Source organism: Caulobacter sp. P4_E5 (genome assembly GCF_056401555.1).
In genome coordinates, this window is the sequence record NZ_JBFUJD010000101.1 from 1 (window position 1) to 16,202 (window position 16,202).

The window sequence follows — 16,202 nt, forward strand, 5'->3', positions numbered from 1 at the left end:
CTTCAACAGCATCGCCGTGCGCAAGACCGCCTCGGCCGACGTCGAGGAAGGCTCGCTGGGCGCGACGGTCGACCTGAACACCTCGCGCGCCTTCGACAGCCGCAAGCCGCAGCTCGTGCTGTCGGCCGGCGCCAGCTACAACGACCTGTCCGAGAAGACCACGCCGCGCGTCTCCGCCCTGGCCAGCCGCACCTTCTTCGACGGCAAGCTGGGCGTCCTGATCTCGGCCGCCTACGAAGAGCGCCATCTGAAGGAAGAAGGCGCCAACATCACTCGTTGGGCGGTCGGCGGCAGCAACGGCGGCTTCAACGCGGCCTCGACGGTGCCGGGCTACACGCTAGCCCAGATCAACAACACCAACACGACCACCGGCATCTTCGCCCCGCGCATCCCCGCCTATGTCAGCTACGACATCCAGAACAAGCGCACGGGCCTAGCCGGCTCCATCCAGTTCAAGCCGGACGCCAACACCGAGATCACGCTGGATGCGCTCTACGCCTACCTGGAAGGCAAGCGGAAGGAAGCCCAGCTGCAGGCCATCGGCCTGTCGCGCGCGACCACCGGCAAGCCGGAAACGATCATCCGCGACGGCGTCGTCGAGAACGGCAATCTGGTCTATGCCCGGATGGATAACGTCGATCTGCGCACTCAATCGGCCTATGACGAGCTGAACACCGAGTTCAAGCAGTTCACCCTGTCGGCCAAGCACAACTTCGGTGACCGCCTGGTCGTCGGCGCCTTGGCAGGCTACGCGGATTCGACCTTCACCCAGCCGGTCTCGACCATCGTCACCTTCGACCGCCTGAACAGCCAGAACTACGCCTACGATTTCCGTAAGGGCCGCGCACCGCAGATCCTGCTGGGCTTCGACGCCACCGACCCGGCGAACTGGTCGGCGATCAACGGCACCTCGGAGGTCCGTCTCCGCCCGACCTTCGTCGAGAACCAGTTCTCGACCGCCAAGGTCTATGGCGCGTGGGAAGCCAGCCAGAACCTCAAGCTCAAGGCCGGCGTCGACTGGCGCAAGTTCGAATACGACAGCTACGGCCTGTACCGGACCACCGAGACGGTCAGCCAGACCCTGACCCCGGCCCAGCTGGCCTCGGTGTCCAAGGTGTTCAGCGGCTTCGGCAAGGGCCTGGACATGCCGGCCGGCAACGCCACGGCCTGGCTGGTCCCCGACATCGACAAGTACGCCGCCCTGCTGAACATCTACAGCAACAGCGGCATCTACGCCCTGACCGGCACCAACAACACCTCGGCCCGCGGCCAATACGGCGCGGTCGAGGAGCAGGACACCGGCGCATATGTCCAGGCCGAGTTCCGCTTCGAGGCGCTGGGCCTGCCCTTCCGCGGCGACGCCGGTGTGCGCCGCGTCCACACCGAACAGGAGTCGGCCGGCTACGCCGCCGTCGGCGGCGTGATCCAACGCGTCGAGGTCAAGCGTGACTACGACCTGACCCTGCCGTCGTTCAACCTGGCGGCCGACGTTACCGACACGTTCGTGGCCCGCCTCAGCGCCGCCAAGACGATCGCCCGTCCGGGCATCGGCTCATTGTCGCCCGGCGGCGATGTCGCGGTGCAAGGCGCCAACCGCAGCTTCAGCTCGGGCAACCCGTACCTGAACCCGACCCAGTCCAAGAACCTCGACGTCTCGCTGGAATGGTACCCATCGTCGGGCGCGATGTTCGCCGCCGGCTTCTTCTACAAGAAGATCAACACCTTCGTGGCCACCCAGAGCGAGCAGCGCGTCTACAACACCTTGGGCCTGCCGGACTCGCTGATCGCCGGCACCACCGCAACGCCGGACATGCTGTTCCAGGTCTCCAGGCCCGTGAACACCAAGGGCGGCGACCTGAAGGGCTTCGAGCTGAACGTCCAGCAGCCCTTCACCTTCCTGCCGGGCTGGCTGAGCCATTTCGGCGTGATCGCCAACTACACCTATGTGGCCTCCAAGATCGAATATCCGACCTCGTCGGCGGCCGGCGCCCCGGTGGTGATCAACGACCTGATCGGCCTGTCGAAGAACGCCGCCAACGCGACGCTCTATTATGAGACCCCCAAGTGGAGCGTGCGCGRGTCGCTGGCCTATCGCGCCGGCTATCTGACCCAGGTTCCGGGCAGCGACGGCAACACCGTCCATGGCACCAACGAGACCCTGAACGTCGACATGCAGGCCAGTTGGAACATCCGCGAGAACCTGAAGCTCTCGGTCGAGGGCGTGAACCTGACCGATGAGTTCAACGACCAGTACGTCGGCGATAGCAATCGCCTGAACGTCTACACCCACAGCGGCCGCCAGTTCATCGTCGGCCTCCGCTATAACTTCTAGGCGTCCTTCCGTTTTACCCCCCGCCTAGGTCCTCGCGCCGCCCCTCCTCCCAGGGGCGGCGCGTTTTTGTTTAGGCCGCGCCCGGCTTCGCCTCGCGGAGAGGTCCGAACATCCCGGACGAAAACCATTCCGATCATCGGTGTGTCAGATCCGCCTCCAACGCGGGCGCCGAGCGCGACTTCGTCATGGCGTCGTCGCTCGCCGCTTGCGTCCGCGCCCTTGCATTGAGATAGTTTTTATTATCGTAATGTGGCCGACCAGTCGCAGCGCTGGACTTAGGGGAGTGCGATATGAAGGCGCCTATGTTCATGGGATGCGCCGCGCTGGCGCTTTCAGCTGGTGTCGCCGCGGCCCAGACGCCGACGCGGTCGACCGCCCAAGACAGCGCGACGATCGAGGAGATCGTCGTCACCGCCCAGAAGCGCGCGGAGAACCTGCAGGACGTGCCGGTCTCGGTCACCGCCCTAACCGCCGACGCTCTCTCGGCGCGCGGCGTCAACAATGTCCTGGCCCTGAACAACATGGCGCCGGGCATGCGGATCAGCGCCAACGACGCGGCGGCCAATCCCAAGATCTACATCCGCGGCGTGGGCCTCAGCGACTTCAATCCCAATGCGTCCAGCGGCGTCGGCGTCTATGTCGACGGCGTCTATATCGGCTCGCCCCTCGCCCAGATGGCCGGCTTCTTCGACTTGGCCCAGGTCGAGGTGCTGCGCGGACCCCAGGGCACGCTCTACGGCCGCAACACCAACGGCGGCGCGATCAACATCACCACCAAGCGGCCCAGCCAGACCTTCACCGCCGACGCTTCGCTGGAATACGCGACCTTCAACGCCGTTACGGCGGAGGCGGCCGTCGGCGGCCCGATCGTCGCCGACAAACTGGCCTTCCGCGCCGCAGGCCAGTGGGCCAAGGACGACGGCTATACCTACAACCGCGTGACCGGAAACGACGTCAACGCCGCCGACCATTGGGCCGGCCGACTGTCGGTGCTGTACACCCCGACTGACGATTTCGAGCTGCTGGCCCAGGTCAATCGCTACGCGAACCGTGGCGACGCCATCGCGCCACAGCATCGCGCCCTGTTCCCCGCCACAGCCGCCGCCACGGGTCCGGACGGGCTGTGCGCGGCCAACGCCTATGCCGGCGGCGCTTGCACGGATTTGCTGGGCTATGCCGACACCGACGGCAACCCGCGCGCCATCGACGCCAACCTGGAAGGCAAGGACAAGGTCGACCTGTTCGGCGCCTCGGCCCAGGCGACCTGGTCGTTCAACAACCTGCAGCTGGTTTCCGTCACGGCCTGGCAGTGGGCGCACCGCAACGACCTGGAGAACACCGACGGCAGTCCGGCGCAGATGCTGGAGATCAACTACCGCTCGCGCCAGCAGCAATTCACCCAGGAACTGCGCCTGCAGTCCAACAATCCGTCAAGTCGCCTGAACTGGCTGGTCGGCGGCTACTTCATGGACGAGACGGTCGAGGACAACACCCGCCAGGACACCCTGCGCGACCTGCGCCCGCTCTTCATGGCGCCGGACAATCCCACCGGCCTCAGCCCGGAGAACAGCGTCGCGGTGTTCGGCTGGCCCTACACCCAGAAGACCAAGGGCTACGCCGTCTTCGGCCAGGCCGACTACAAGATCACCGATAAGCTGACCGGCACCGTCGGCCTGCGCTGGTCGGCCGACGACAAGCACATGAACTACCAGAGCCAGATCGAGGACGGGTTGATCGTCCTGCTTACCTCGGACCAGAAGAAGACTTTCTCGGCGTTCTCGGGACGCCTTGGCCTGCGCTACCAGGTGAGCGACGACGCCAACGTCTACGCCACCTACAACCGCGGCTATAAAAGCGGCGGCTTCTTCGGCGGCCTGGCCACCACGCCCGAAGAGGTCGAGCCATACAACAACGAGACCCTCGACGCCTACGAAGTCGGCCTGAAGTCCGAGTTCCTGGACCGCCGCGTGCGGCTGAACGTGTCGGGCTTCTACTACGACTACAAAAACCAGCAGGTCTTCGCCCAGGCGCTGCGCAACGGCCTGACCGTGCTGGTGCTGGACAACGCCGCCAACTCCAAGGTCTATGGCGGCGAGGCCGAGATCACCGCGCGGCCGATCCAGCCCCTAACCCTGACAGCCGGCGTCTCGCTGCTGCACGCCGAGTACGGCGAATATTTCAGCGAGGGCCAAGACTTCACCGGCAATCGGCTACCGCAGTCGCCGAAGGTGACGTTCAATGCCGCCGCGACATGGGTCGCCCCCTTGGCCAACGGCGCGTCAATCGTCGCCAATGTCGACGCCAACTATTCGTCGAAAGTCTATTTCGACAATTCGAACGCCGAGCGGCTGTCGCAGGACGCGGTGTGGATCGCCGGCGCCCAGGTCAGCTGGCGCTCGCCCGACCAGAAGATCGAGGTCGGCGCCTTCGCCCGCAACCTGTTCGACAAGACCTATGTCGTGTCGATCTCGAACATCGACAGCCTCGGCGAGGACCTGCTGAGCATGAACCGGCCGCGCAGTCTCGGGGCCTTCCTGCGCTACCACTACTAGGGCGCTGTTGGTCGGCGGCGGGCAATCTTGCTATCAGGACCCTATGGCCAGAAGCACCGCCGCCAAGACCCCTGTCGCCAAGACGATCCTCGCCAAGACTGGGGGGCCTTCGCTCGACACCAAATCGCGGCCCTCGCGGCGGCGCGGCAAGGACACGTTCGAGGTCATCCTGACGACCGCCGGAGAGCTGCTGGCCGAGGTGGGCTTCGAACGCCTGACGACGAACCTGGTCTGCCAGCGGGCCGGCCTGACGCCGCCGGCCCTCTATCGCTACTTCCCCAACAAATACGCCCTGTTGAAGGAGTTGGCTCATCGTCTGATGGACGCCCAGGACAAGGTGGTGCTGGCCTGGCTCGAGGCCGGCGGGACCGAGGCCCCCTCGATCGAGGAGTCTGTCGCCAAGAACCGCGACCTGCAGAAACAGATCAACGCCATCACCCGCGCCTTCCCCGGCGGCGACTGGATCTTGCGCGCGCTGCGGGCCTTGCCCGTGCTGCAGGAAGTGCGCACCAGCTCGCGTGACATGGTCGCCCAGACGCTGTTCGACATCCTGAAGGCGGCCAACCCCGCCGCCAGCGAAGATCGGCTACACACGGCCACGCGCCTGACCACCCAGATGATGTACGCCGCCACCGAAATGGTCCTGGAGGAACCGGATCAGGACGAGGACAAGATCAACGAGGAGATCTGCTGGATGGTCAGCCTGTACTACCAGCACCTGACGCGGGACGTCGGGAAGCCAGCAGACTGATCAGGGCGAGAGCCAGCGCCAGGCAGAGTCCAGACACGGCGAGGGCGCGTCTCACGGGCCCCTCCCCCACTACAAGCGACGCCGCCAGCGGCCCGGCGCTGCTGCCCAGCAGCTGAGCCGCGCCCAGCTGCATTGCCGACCGCCGTGTCGGATCGATCCGGATCAGCAACAGGGTCTGAAACGGCAAGGCGAACAGCCACAGGAAACCGAACACCGCGACGCAGGCGATGAACAGGCCACGCCCCGGGCCGCTCCACAGGACGGCGAGAATGACGGCGTTGATCGCGCCGATCCCGAGCAGCATCCCGCTCGGTGGCGCGCGATCCCCGACCACGGTGGCGGCCGCGCCGCCCAGCACCTGCAACCCCAGCGCCAGGGCGACGGCCATCCCCGCCTCGCGCGATGACAGCCCGGCCTGGGCGGCCAGGGGCTCCAGATAGACCCAGAGCGCGACGATGAAGGCCATGTAGAGGAACACCGCCGCCAGTCCGAACAGCGAGCGCGCGTCCAGCCGCCCGCCGCTCTCGGACTTGGGCAAGGCCGCGAAGCTGTTGGGGCCCGCCAGGGCCGCCAGGGCGGCCAACACGGAGATGGTCGCCAGGCAGATCAGGGCGCCGTTGACGCCCCAGCGCCCCATGACCAGGGCCGGCAGGGCCGCGGCCAGCACCAGCTGGGCCAGGGTCTGGACCGTGACGAAGACGCCCGCGGCCCGCTCCGGGCGCGACGAGCGCGCGATGACCCCGATCGCCAGCCACAGCATCACCCCCGCGCACGCCCCCGCCGCGCCGCGCGCGACGATCACCGCCGTCCCGCTAGCCAGGGTGGTGGCCAGCATGGTTCCCGCGTGCAGCAGGCAGACCAGCATCATCTTGAGCCGGATATTGGTCGGCTTGAGCAAGGCCGCCGCCAGGCCGCAGGCCACGCCGATCGCCATCAGCTCGACCGTCGCGGCCAGGCCGATCTGGGCCGTGCTGAGCCGGCTCTCCCGCTCCAGCGCGCCCAGAATGACCGGCTGCAGCCCGGCGATCAGCAGCGCCACCACCCCGATGGCCTGGCTGATCGTGACTTCGCGCCGGGGCGGCGACAGGACGGGAGCGGGCGCGTCGAGCACAGCTTCGGACACGCTCATCGGCCTTGCCCATAGGATTTGAAACGCTGGAGGATGACGTGCATCTCCTCCTCCGCCAGCAGGGTCGGGCCGCCGATGGCCAGGGTTCCCCAATAGACCGCCGCCTGCTCCTCGATCTCCTCGGCGATAGCCAGGGCGAAGTCCAGGTTGGGCGCGACGACGATCTGGCCATGATTGGCCATCAGGGCGGCGTAGCGGCCGTCCAGCGTTTCGACGACCGCCTGGGCCAGCTCTTCCGAGCCGAAGGTGGCGTAGGGCGCGACCGGCACGCTGGTCCCGCCGCTCACCGCGACCATGTAATGCACGGCCGGGATCGGCTTGTTGGCGCAGGCCAGGATGGTGGCGTGGCGCGAATGGCAGTGCACCACCGCCCCGACGTCAGGTCGGCGATCCAGCAGGCCTCGGTGCATCCGCCACTCGCTGGACGGTTTCAGCGCGCCTTGCGCCATCGAGCCATCAGGCTGGATCAGCACCATCTGCTCGGCGGTCAGGCGCGAGGCCGGAACGCCGCTGGGAGTCACCAGCATCGCGTCGCCGAAGCGCGCCGAGACATTGCCCGAGGTGCCGCGATTGAGGCCCCGCTCGTCCATGGCCCGCATCACTTCGGCCATGCGCTGGCGCAGGGCGCCTTCGTCCATCGGCGCGGCCATCAAGCGGCCTCGCTCAAGATCATCTGACGCATGGCGGTCTCGGTGGCTTCGAAGCTTTCCAGCTTGCCCAGCGTGGCCAAGCCCTGAGCGACCAGGGCCGCCGTCGCCGTCGCGAAGCGCGCGGCCTCCAGCGGCGGCCAGCCCCGGTCCAGCGCTGCGATGAATCCAGCGCAGTAGGAGTCGCCGCAGCTGGTGGTGTCGACCGGCTTGATGGCGTAGGCCGGCAAGGTGGTCCGGACCTCACCCAGCACGACCGCCGAACCCTTGCTCCCGTTCTTGATCAGGCAGTTGCGCGCGCCCAGGCCCTGGAACACCTCGGCCGCGGCGAACAGGTCGTCCTGTCCGGTGAGCATCGCGGCCTCGGCGGCGCTCGGCATGAAATAGTCGACGAAGGGCAGCAGGCGCTTCAGCTCGTCCAGGGCAGAGGCCTGGGGCGCGATCAGGTCGCAGGTCACGATCGCGCCCGCGTCGCGCGCCGCCTTGATCAGTTCTGCGCCCGCCCCACCGTCCAGGCGCGGCCCGCCGATCCCGCCGTAATGGAGGAAGCCGACCGACCTGGCGGCCTCCAACGCGGCGGGCGTGGCCGCCGCCAACATCCCCGCGCCCAGCGCGTGAAAGTTCGGCCGCCGGCCCGCAGAGTCCACTGCTAGTACGGTCGTGGAGCTGGGCAGGCCCGGCAGGGTCTCCAGCGCCGTCAGGTCGACCCCTGCCTCGTCCAACGCCAAGCGGATGAAGCGCCCGATCAGGTCGTCGCCGACCGCCGAGGCCAGCTTGACCGGCATACCCAGCTTGGCCGCAACCAGAGCGGCGCCCGCCGCCGTTCCCGCTGGGGCGCAGGCGATCCCTTCGATCAGGGTCGTGCCTTCTCCCTCCGGAAGCGCGTCGATCGCCCGCGCCACCACGTCCAAGGTCGTCAGGCCAATGCACGCCAAGCCGGTCTTCATCGCCGCTTCTCCCCAATACATTGACACGCACTATGCCCGAGCCATTATGATAGTCAAAACTATCTTATGGCGGAGCGCCGACATGACCTGGACCAACAGCAAGGACACCGCGCTGCGTGAGCGCGCCATGGCCGTGATCCCCAACGGCATGTACGGCCACCAGTCGGTCATGCTGCTGCCCGACGACTATCCGCAATTCTTCGATCGCGCCCAAGGGGCTTATCTCTGGGACGTCGACGGCAACCGCTATGTCGACTTCCTGTGCGGCTATGGCCCCAACCTGTTCGGCTACGGCCACGCCGTGATCGACCAGGCCTATGTCGACCGAATGAAGCAGGGCGACACCATGACCGGTCCCGGCCAGGCCATGGTCGAGCTGGCCGAGGCCCTGACCGCCCAGGTCTCCCACGCCGACTGGGCGATGTTCTGCAAGAACGGCACCGACGCCACGACCATGGCGATGATGATCGCCCGCAACTTCACCCAGAAGAAGACCATTGTCCTGGCCAAGGGCGCCTATCACGGGGCCGCGCCCTGGTGCACACCGCTGAAGAACGGCACCACCCCCGCCGACCGCGCCAATCAGGTCTTCTACACCTACAATGACGTCGAGAGCCTGGAGGCCGCCGTGCGTGAGGCCGGGTCGGACCTGGCCGCGATCTTCGCCGCGCCGATCAARCACGACGCCTTCATCGACCAGGAACTGCCGAACCCCGAATACGCCCGCCGGGCCCGCGAACTGTGCGACGAGCACGGCGCGCTGCTGATCGTCGACGACGTCCGCGCCGGCTTCCGCCTGGCCCGAGATTGCAGCTGGTCACTGGTTGGGGTGAAGCCAGACCTATCGACCTGGGGCAAGGCGATCGCCAACGGCCATCCGATCTCGGCCCTGCTGGGCGCCGATGTCGCCCGCTTCGCGGCCGCCACCATCTACGCCACGGGCTCATTCTGGTTCTCGGCCGCGCCGATGGCCGCCTCGCTCGCGACGCTGAAGCTGGTCCGGGAAACCGACTATCTGGAGCGCACCATCGCGCTCGGCGAACGCCTGCGTACGGGCCTTGACGAGGTCGCCGGCCGCCACGGCTTTGGCCTGCGCCAGACCGGCCCGGCCCAGCTGCCGCTGATCATGGTCGACGACGACCCGACCGGCGCCAAGGGCTATTTCTGGAACAACGCCCTGCTCAAGCGTGGCGTCTATTTCCACCCCTGGCACAACATGTTCATCACCACGGCGATGACCGACGGCGATATCGACTACGCGGTCGAGGCCGCCGACGACGCCTTCAAGCTGCTGAAGGCCGCGGGTCCGCTGGAGCCCGTGGCCAAGCTGGAGTTCATGCACTCGCTGGTGGACTGACGGCGCCTTTCCTGAACTCACTATCGGCCCGGGCCGGTACGCGCTACGCCGGATGCATGACGAGCAAGCCTGTCGCGCTACGGCGCCTGATCGACCTCCCCGGCGTTGGAGACCTGGAGTACCGGGCGCTCCTGAAGCGAGACTTCGCCGAACCCGATGCTCGAGCTGAGTTTCCGGAGATCAATGCCTGCGTGAGCGCCCTGTTCGGGCTAACCGCGGACGAGGCCGAGGCGGTGGCGCGGCCGCCGGGCTGGAACGACGTCGAAAACCAGCCGCCGGCCACGCAAGTCGTCGCGTTCGAGGCTGAAGGCTGGGACGTGACCGACGACAAGCGCCGACCGCTGCGCGTCTTGGGTCACTTTGGCGCGCCGCTGTGGTTGGCGATCCGCGGCGTAGCCGGAACGCTGCCCTTCCAGGCGGAAAGCACGGAGCCGGAAGCCTGGATGTCCAAGCTCGAGRCCGAAGCCAAACGCTTTCGCAAGCGCTAGACGGATCCGCAGGGACGCGCGACGCCGCCCTCGGGCGCTAGCGCCAACTCGCGTTACTTCCCGTCCTTCCGCACCTTACCCCAGGCCTCTAGCCGCTCGCGCACCTTGGCCTCCGCGCCCACCGGCTTCGGCTCGTAGAACCGTCGCCGCTCCATGCCGTCCGGGAAATAGTTTTGACCCGAAACGCCGCCTTCGACGTCGTGGTCGTAGGCGTAGCCGTCGCCATAGCCGAGCGACTTCATCAGCTTGGTCGGGGCGTTGAGGATGTGGGCCGGTGGCATCAGGCTGCCGGTCTCCTTGGCGGCGCGGCGAGCGGCCTTGTAGGCGTTGTAGACCGCGTTCGACTTGGGCGCGCTGGCCATGTGGACCACGGCCTGGGCCAAGGCCAGTTCGCCCTCGGGGCTGCCAAGAAAGTCATAGGCGTCCTTGGCCGCCGTGGTCAGCAGCAGGGACAGCGGATCGGCCGCGCCGATGTCCTCGGACGCCATCCGAACCAAACGGCGAGCGATGAACAGCGGGTCCTCGCCGCCCTCCAGCATCCGGGCCAGCCAGTAGAGCGCCGCGTCGGGATCACTGCCGCGCACCGACTTATGCAAGGCGGATATGAGGTTGTAGTGCTCCTCGCGGTCCTTGTCGTAGGCCGGGCGGCGCTTCTGCAGGAACTGACCTAGCTGGGTCGGGTTCAGCGGACTGTCGGTCCCGATCGAGAACAGGGTCTCGGCCAGGGTCAGCAGATAGCGGCCGTCACCATCGGCCATGGCCACCAGGGTCGAGCGGGCGTCGACGTCGATCGGCAGTGGCCGGTTCTCGGCAGCCTCGGCGCGCTGGAGGAGTTGCTCCAGCGACTCCTCGGTCAGGCGCTTGAGTACGAACACCTGGCAGCGCGACAGCAAAGCGCCATTCAGCTCGAACGAGGGGTTCTCGGTGGTCGCGCCGACCAGGGTGACGATCCCTTCCTCCACGAACGGCAGAAAGCCGTCTTGCTGAGCGCGGTTGAAGCGGTGGATCTCGTCGACGAACAGCAAGGTGCTCTGTCCGGCCTGCCGGCGCATCCGGGCCTGCTCGAAAGCCTTTTTCAGATCGGCGACGCCAGAAAACACCGCCGAGATCTGGTGGAACTCGTAGCCGCCGGCCTTGGCCAGTAGACGTGCGATGGTGGTCTTGCCGGTGCCGGGCGGCCCCCACAGGATCATCGAGGCCAGACGGTGGGCCGCGGCCATCCGGCCAATTGGGCCTTCGGGACCCAGCAGATGCTGCTGCCCCACCACCTCGTCGAGGCTCTGGGGTCGCAGTCGGTCGGCCAGCGGCGCCGGCGCGTGGGGCGTCAGGCCGGCGGCCTGGAAGAGATCGGACATGGCCCTTTTCTAGCAGGCTGGTCCGTTCAAGTCGCGTTATCACCTTGTCCGCACAGTGCGCGCGGAACAATGGGGACTATGGATGGCTGGGGGGACCGAAGGGCGGGCGGGCTCGCGCTGGCTGAAGCCGCTGGTGGCGGGGCTGGCGGCTTACCAGCTGATCTATCTGGCGATCTATCTGGCCAAACCCCACCCCGTCGCCGAACCGCCGTTCTCGGACTTCTACGCCTTCTGGAGCTTCGGTCGCTTCCTTCAGACGCTGCCAGCCCATCAGATCTACGACTTCGCGACGCTGCAGCCGTTCCAGCACGACCTGCGGCCTGGCTTCGACGCCTTCTATCCTTGCGTCTATCCGCCGATCTTGCTGCCGCTCCTCCAGGCGTTGGGCGCCCTGGGCTACCTGCCGGCCTTCGCGGTCTGGACGACGCTGGGCCTCGCCGGCTTCATCCTGGCCGTCGCGGGGCGCGACTGGCGCGCTCCCACGCCCTGGCTGGCCATCTTGGCGCCGACTACGATTCTCGCCGTCGTGTCGGGGCAGAACGGGCTGCTGACGGCGGCCCTGCTGATCGGCGGCTTCAGATTGATGGCCCGGCGCCCCTGGCTGGCGGGCGCGTTGCTGGGCATGCTGGCGTTCAAGCCACAGCTCTTCGTCCTGCTGCCGATCGTCCTGCTGGCCGGGCGCCGCTGGCGCACCCTGGCCGCCGTCTGCCTGACGGTGGCGGGCACGGTTGGCCTCAGCCTTTCGCTGTACGGCCTCGAACCCTGGCGAGCCTGGGCCGAGGCCCTGCCCGCCTTCTCCCAGGCGCTGGAGAGCCAGCGTGACGCCCTCGGCTGGCTGATGCCGACGATCACGGGAGGCCTGCGCGGCGCGGGCCTCACGGGACCGCTCGTTGGCCTTGTCCAGGGAGTCGGCGCGGCGATCGCGGTGATCGCCCTGGCGCTGCTGTTCCACCACGGGCGCGGACGCGAGGCGCCGTCGGCGCTTGACGCCGCGGCGGTGCAAGTCGGGGTCTTCCTGGCGACGCCCTACGCCTTTGTCTACGACATGCCGATGGTCTCGGCGGCCGTTGTCGCCCTGGTCGCAGCGCGCCTGTCGCCGGACCAGACCTGGCGGCCGGGTGAGCGCGTCGTCGCCGTGGCCGGCTACGGCCTGCCGCTGGCCCTGCTCTCCGGCGGCTTCAAGACCGCCCCGATCGGCCCGATCGTGCTGACCGCCCTATTCGTTGTGTTGGTTCGCGCCGCCTGGGAACTCAGGTCGAGAACCGCGCCGTGATCCGCTGACCCTGGCGCTCGACCGTCACGGTCCAGTTGCGTCCCTGGCCGGCGACGGCGGCGTTCAGCTCGGCCACCGTGTTGACGGCTCGGCCGTTGATCTCGCGAACGAAGTCGCCTGGACGCAGGCCCGCGTTCAGAGCAAAGCCCTCGCCAATCCGCGTCACCAAAACGCCCCGACCGGCGAACGGGTCGACGCGCAGATCCTGCGCCACGGCCGGCGTGAGATTGACCACGGTTGCGCCGTCGAACGGATTTCGCCCCTTGATCGTACGCTCGTCGCGCGCCGGGCTGTCCGGCGCGGCCTCGGCGCGGACGGTGATCGTCTGTTCACGGTCGCCGCGATGGATCTGCATCGGCACGCGATCACCGACCTTGTGGGTGCCGATGGCGAAGGCGCCGCCGCCCTCGTCGTTCACCGCGCGGCCGTCGATCGACAGGATGACGTCGCCTTCCTTGAGGCCCGCGCGGTCGGCCGAGGAGCCGGGATAGACCTGAGCGATCAGCACGCCGCGCGGCGCGGTCATGCCCAGGCTCCTGGCGATCTCGCCGGTGACCGGCTGGCCCTTCACGCCCAGCCAGGGCCGCACGACGCTGTGGCCGCCGCCCAGGGCCGCGGCGACGACCTGGCGGACCACGGCGGCGGGAATGGCGAAACCCACGCCGCTCGAGGAGCCCGAGCGTGAGATGATGAAGGTGTTGATGCCGACCAGGTCGCCATCCATGTCGACCAGCGGACCGCCGGAATTGCCCGGATTGATGGCCGCGTCGGTCTGAATATAGCTGCCGAAGTCGGCGGCCCCGACGTCGGTCCGGGCCAGGGCCGAGACGATGCCGTTGGTCACGGTCTGGCCGACGCCGAACGGGTTGCCCATGGCCAGGACGAGGTCGCCGACCTCCATCTGGTCCTGGTCGTCGATGGCCATGACCGGCAGCTTCTCGCCCTTGGTGTCGATCTTCAGCACCGCGAGGTCGGCGCGCGGATCGTCCAGCAGCACCGTGGCCGGGAATTCGCGACGGTCGGCCAGCTGGACGGTGATGTCACTCATCCCATCGATATTGTGGTGGTTGGTGATGATCACCCCGTCGGCGCGGACCACTGCGCCCGAACCCAGCGAGCCCTGCACCTGCGCGCCGCCACTGCCGCCGCCCATGAAGAAGTCCCAGAACGGGTCGACGCGGCGCGGCACCACCCGACGGCTGGCGACGTTGACGACCGCCGGGGCGGCCTTCTTCACGACGGGCGCGAACGACAGCTTCATCGAGGCCGCATCGGCCGGAACGCGGCGGGTCGGCTGCGGCATGTCCGGGATAGACTGAGCCTGGGATTGGCCGGTCGGGTTCGAGCAGGCGGCCAGCAGGATAACGACGGGCAGCAGGGCGCGAAGGGGGCGCATGGCGTTCAAGGAAGCTCCTAACGGTTCCCCCTGAACTCAGCCGAGCTTTCGGGCGAGTCTAAGGCGGGGAAAGGTCGAGGTTTCGGCGATGGCTTAAGTCTTCAGGCCGCCTGCGGTTCCGGCGTCGGCAGCGGCCGGGCCTTGGCGTAGCCCAGGAAGCCGCCGGCCAGCATCAGCATCGCGGCGATCAGCACCGGCAGGCCGGGCATGTGCAGGGTCGCATCGTGACGCACGGCGAAGGCGAATGGCATCAGGAATAGCGCCGGGCCCAGGATCGAGGCGATGCCCATCATGGCCGAGTTGGCGCCCTGTAGCTGRCCTTGTTCGTTGGGCAGCACGCGACGGGTCATCAGGCCTTGCAGACCTGGCTGGATCAGGCCGGTCAGGGCGAAGATCGGCAGGCCGCACAGATAGAGGAAGCCGGTCGGGGCCAAGGCGTAGATCATGAAGCCGGCGAAGCCCGAGAACAGGCCGATCAGCAGCGCCCCGCGCTCGCCAACGGCCTTGACCACCCGGCCGACGATCAGGGCCTGGACGATGATCCCCGAGATCCCGCTGGCCATCAGCGTCAGGCCGATCGTCGCCGGCGACCAGCCGTAACGGAAGCCCATATACAGCACGAAGACGCTGGGCAGGACGTTGTGGGCCAGCTGGAACAGGAAGCCGACGCCGGCCAGGCCCAGCAGGCCAGGATGCTTCTGCAGCAGGTGCAACGAGCCGACCGGATTGGCCTTCTTCCAGTCGAAACGCGGCTGGCGGCGCTCGGGCGGCAGGGATTCGGGCAGGATGAAGAAGCCGTAGAGCCAATTGCACAGCGCCAGGGCCGCGCAGACCAGGAACGGCGCGCGGTGGTCGAACGTCCACAGCCAGCCGCCCAGGGCCGGGCCGAAGGTGAAGCCGACGCCGAACGCCGCCCCCATCAGGCCAAAGCCCTTGGCGCGGTTCTCGGGCGTGGTGACGTCGGCGATATAGGCGCCGGCGGTCGAGAAACTGGCCGCCGTCATGCCATTGAACACCCGGCCGACGAACAGCCACCACAGGCTGGGAGCGAAGGCCATGAACAGGAAGTCGACGCCCAGGCCGAAGATCGAGGTCAGGATCACCGGCCGGCGGCCGAAGCGGTCGGACATCAGGCCCAGGACCGGCGAGCAGAAGAACTGCATCACGCCCCAGGTGGTGGCGAACAGGATGTTCCAGTCGGCCGCCATGGCCGTATCGCCGCCGCCGAACGACTTCACCAAGTTGGGCAGGACCGGGATCATCACGCCCAGGGACAGCACGTCCATGATCGCGGTGACGAAGATGAAGCCCAGGGCCGCCTGACGGCGTCCGCCCGTGATCGGTCCGCCCGTGTTCTGCTTGTTCATGCGTCTCTCTCCCCGGCCGCCCCTAGTTGGATGCTGTTGGCGCGGCCCGCAAGCCCCGCCAGCAAGGTCCGCCACCATTCGCCATGGCGTTGCAGGAAGAGAGGGTCCGGAAAACCATGGCGGGCGACGTGCGGGGCCGGGACGCTGTCCCAGCCGCGATGCTCGACGGTGACGCGGGTCCCCTCCTCCACCGCCTCGAAGCGGACCTCGACCTCGGTGTCCATCTCGGGCGTGAAGGCCGCCTGGCGCCAGCCGAACACCAGCCGCGCGCCGCGCTCCCACGCCCGCACCTGGCCGACCTCGAACACCTTGCCGGAGGCCAGGCGCTCGACCAGCCGGCCGTCCTCGAAGGCCATCACGCCCGGCGAGCGCGGCGTGAACGAGAACAGCGAATTGGGCCGCCACCACAGGGCGATGTCCTTGGTGAAGGCGTCGAACACCGTCTCGGGCGGCGCGGCGATCCGCAGGGCGACCAGGATCTTGGAACTCACTTGTCCTTGCGCTCCACGTGCGCCTTCAGGGCCGACAGCTGATCGACCCAATGGTCCTCGGCGGCCTCCAGCCAGGCCTTCAGCTCGGCCATCGGGCCGGGACGCAAGCGATAGACA

Annotated in this window: 13 protein-coding genes and 1 pseudogene; 6 read left to right on the forward strand and 8 right to left on the reverse strand. The window is 67.7% G+C overall.

Features of this window, described 5'->3' with window-relative positions; translation table 11 throughout:
- The 3 genes from AC1DSO_RS22380 to AC1DSO_RS22390 all read left to right on the forward strand — a co-directional run.
- On the forward strand, positions 1-2,332 hold a 2,332-nt coding region (locus AC1DSO_RS22380), incomplete at its 5' end, for a TonB-dependent receptor (RefSeq protein ID WP_477070911.1).
- Positions 2,333-2,622: 290 nt separating this feature from the next.
- Entirely contained in the window at positions 2,623-4,884 is a 2,262-nt protein-coding gene (locus tag AC1DSO_RS22385; RefSeq protein WP_477070912.1) for a TonB-dependent receptor, read from the forward strand.
- Positions 4,885-4,927: 43 nt separating this feature from the next.
- On the forward strand, positions 4,928-5,635 hold the full coding sequence (locus AC1DSO_RS22390; protein WP_477070913.1) for a TetR/AcrR family transcriptional regulator: 708 nt from the start codon (positions 4,928-4,930) through the stop codon (positions 5,633-5,635).
- Here the strand turns inward: AC1DSO_RS22390 and AC1DSO_RS22395 are convergent.
- The 3 genes from AC1DSO_RS22395 to AC1DSO_RS22405 are packed head-to-tail and all read right to left on the reverse strand — an operon-like array spanning position 5,583 to position 8,358.
- Positions 5,583-6,764: an MFS transporter gene (locus AC1DSO_RS22395; RefSeq protein WP_477070914.1), complete on the reverse strand. Its 1,182-nt coding sequence runs from the start codon at positions 6,762-6,764 to the stop codon at positions 5,583-5,585. The two genes, AC1DSO_RS22390 and AC1DSO_RS22395, sit on opposite strands and share 53 nt — an antisense overlap.
- Positions 6,761-7,414 carry a class II aldolase/adducin family protein gene (locus tag AC1DSO_RS22400; protein ID WP_477070915.1) on the reverse strand — a complete coding sequence of 218 codons (654 nt, stop codon included), beginning with the start codon at positions 7,412-7,414 and terminating at the stop codon, positions 6,761-6,763. The genes AC1DSO_RS22395 and AC1DSO_RS22400 overlap by 4 nt, the downstream gene beginning before the upstream one ends.
- A complete protein-coding gene (locus AC1DSO_RS22405; RefSeq protein WP_477070916.1) occupies positions 7,414-8,358 on the reverse strand; it encodes a carbohydrate kinase family protein in 945 nt (314 codons plus the stop codon). The genes AC1DSO_RS22400 and AC1DSO_RS22405 overlap by 1 nt, the downstream gene beginning before the upstream one ends.
- 82 nt (positions 8,359-8,440) lie before the next feature.
- Here AC1DSO_RS22405 and AC1DSO_RS22410 point away from each other — a divergent pair, with 82 nt between their 5' ends.
- Positions 8,441-9,715, forward strand: coding sequence for an aminotransferase class III-fold pyridoxal phosphate-dependent enzyme (locus AC1DSO_RS22410; RefSeq protein WP_477070917.1), 1,275 nt, complete (start codon positions 8,441-8,443; stop codon positions 9,713-9,715).
- Positions 9,716-9,771: 56 nt separating this feature from the next.
- Complete coding sequence (locus tag AC1DSO_RS22415; RefSeq protein WP_477070918.1) at positions 9,772-10,203, forward strand: hypothetical protein; 432 nt, start codon at positions 9,772-9,774, stop codon at positions 10,201-10,203.
- A 53-nt stretch (positions 10,204-10,256) separates the two neighbouring features.
- Here AC1DSO_RS22415 and AC1DSO_RS22420 read toward each other — a convergent pair whose 3' ends face one another.
- Positions 10,257-11,558 (reverse strand): replication-associated recombination protein A, encoded by a 1,302-nt coding sequence (locus AC1DSO_RS22420; RefSeq protein ID WP_477070919.1) that lies wholly within the window; start codon positions 11,556-11,558, stop codon positions 10,257-10,259.
- 82 nt (positions 11,559-11,640) lie between these two features.
- Here AC1DSO_RS22420 and AC1DSO_RS22425 point away from each other — a divergent pair, with 82 nt between their 5' ends.
- On the forward strand, positions 11,641-12,831 hold the full coding sequence (locus AC1DSO_RS22425) for a glycosyltransferase family 87 protein (RefSeq protein ID WP_477070920.1): 1,191 nt from the start codon (positions 11,641-11,643) through the stop codon (positions 12,829-12,831).
- Here the strand turns inward: AC1DSO_RS22425 and AC1DSO_RS22430 are convergent.
- The 4 genes and pseudogenes from AC1DSO_RS22430 to AC1DSO_RS22445 all read right to left on the reverse strand — a co-directional run.
- Positions 12,809-14,236: a Do family serine endopeptidase gene (locus AC1DSO_RS22430; RefSeq protein ID WP_477070921.1), complete on the reverse strand. Its 1,428-nt coding sequence runs from the start codon at positions 14,234-14,236 to the stop codon at positions 12,809-12,811. The two genes, AC1DSO_RS22425 and AC1DSO_RS22430, sit on opposite strands and share 23 nt — an antisense overlap.
- Before the next feature lie 92 nt (positions 14,237-14,328).
- Positions 14,329-15,594: a TCR/Tet family MFS transporter gene (locus AC1DSO_RS22435; RefSeq protein ID WP_477070922.1), complete on the reverse strand. Its 1,266-nt coding sequence runs from the start codon at positions 15,592-15,594 to the stop codon at positions 14,329-14,331.
- Positions 15,591-16,085: an SRPBCC domain-containing protein gene (locus AC1DSO_RS22440; RefSeq protein ID WP_477070923.1), complete on the reverse strand. Its 495-nt coding sequence runs from the start codon at positions 16,083-16,085 to the stop codon at positions 15,591-15,593. Before AC1DSO_RS22440 ends, AC1DSO_RS22435 begins: the two co-directional genes overlap by 4 nt.
- Positions 16,082-16,202, reverse strand: a pseudogene (locus AC1DSO_RS22445) (transcriptional regulator); the annotation flags it as partial. The gene AC1DSO_RS22440 and the pseudogene AC1DSO_RS22445, both read right to left, overlap by 4 nt.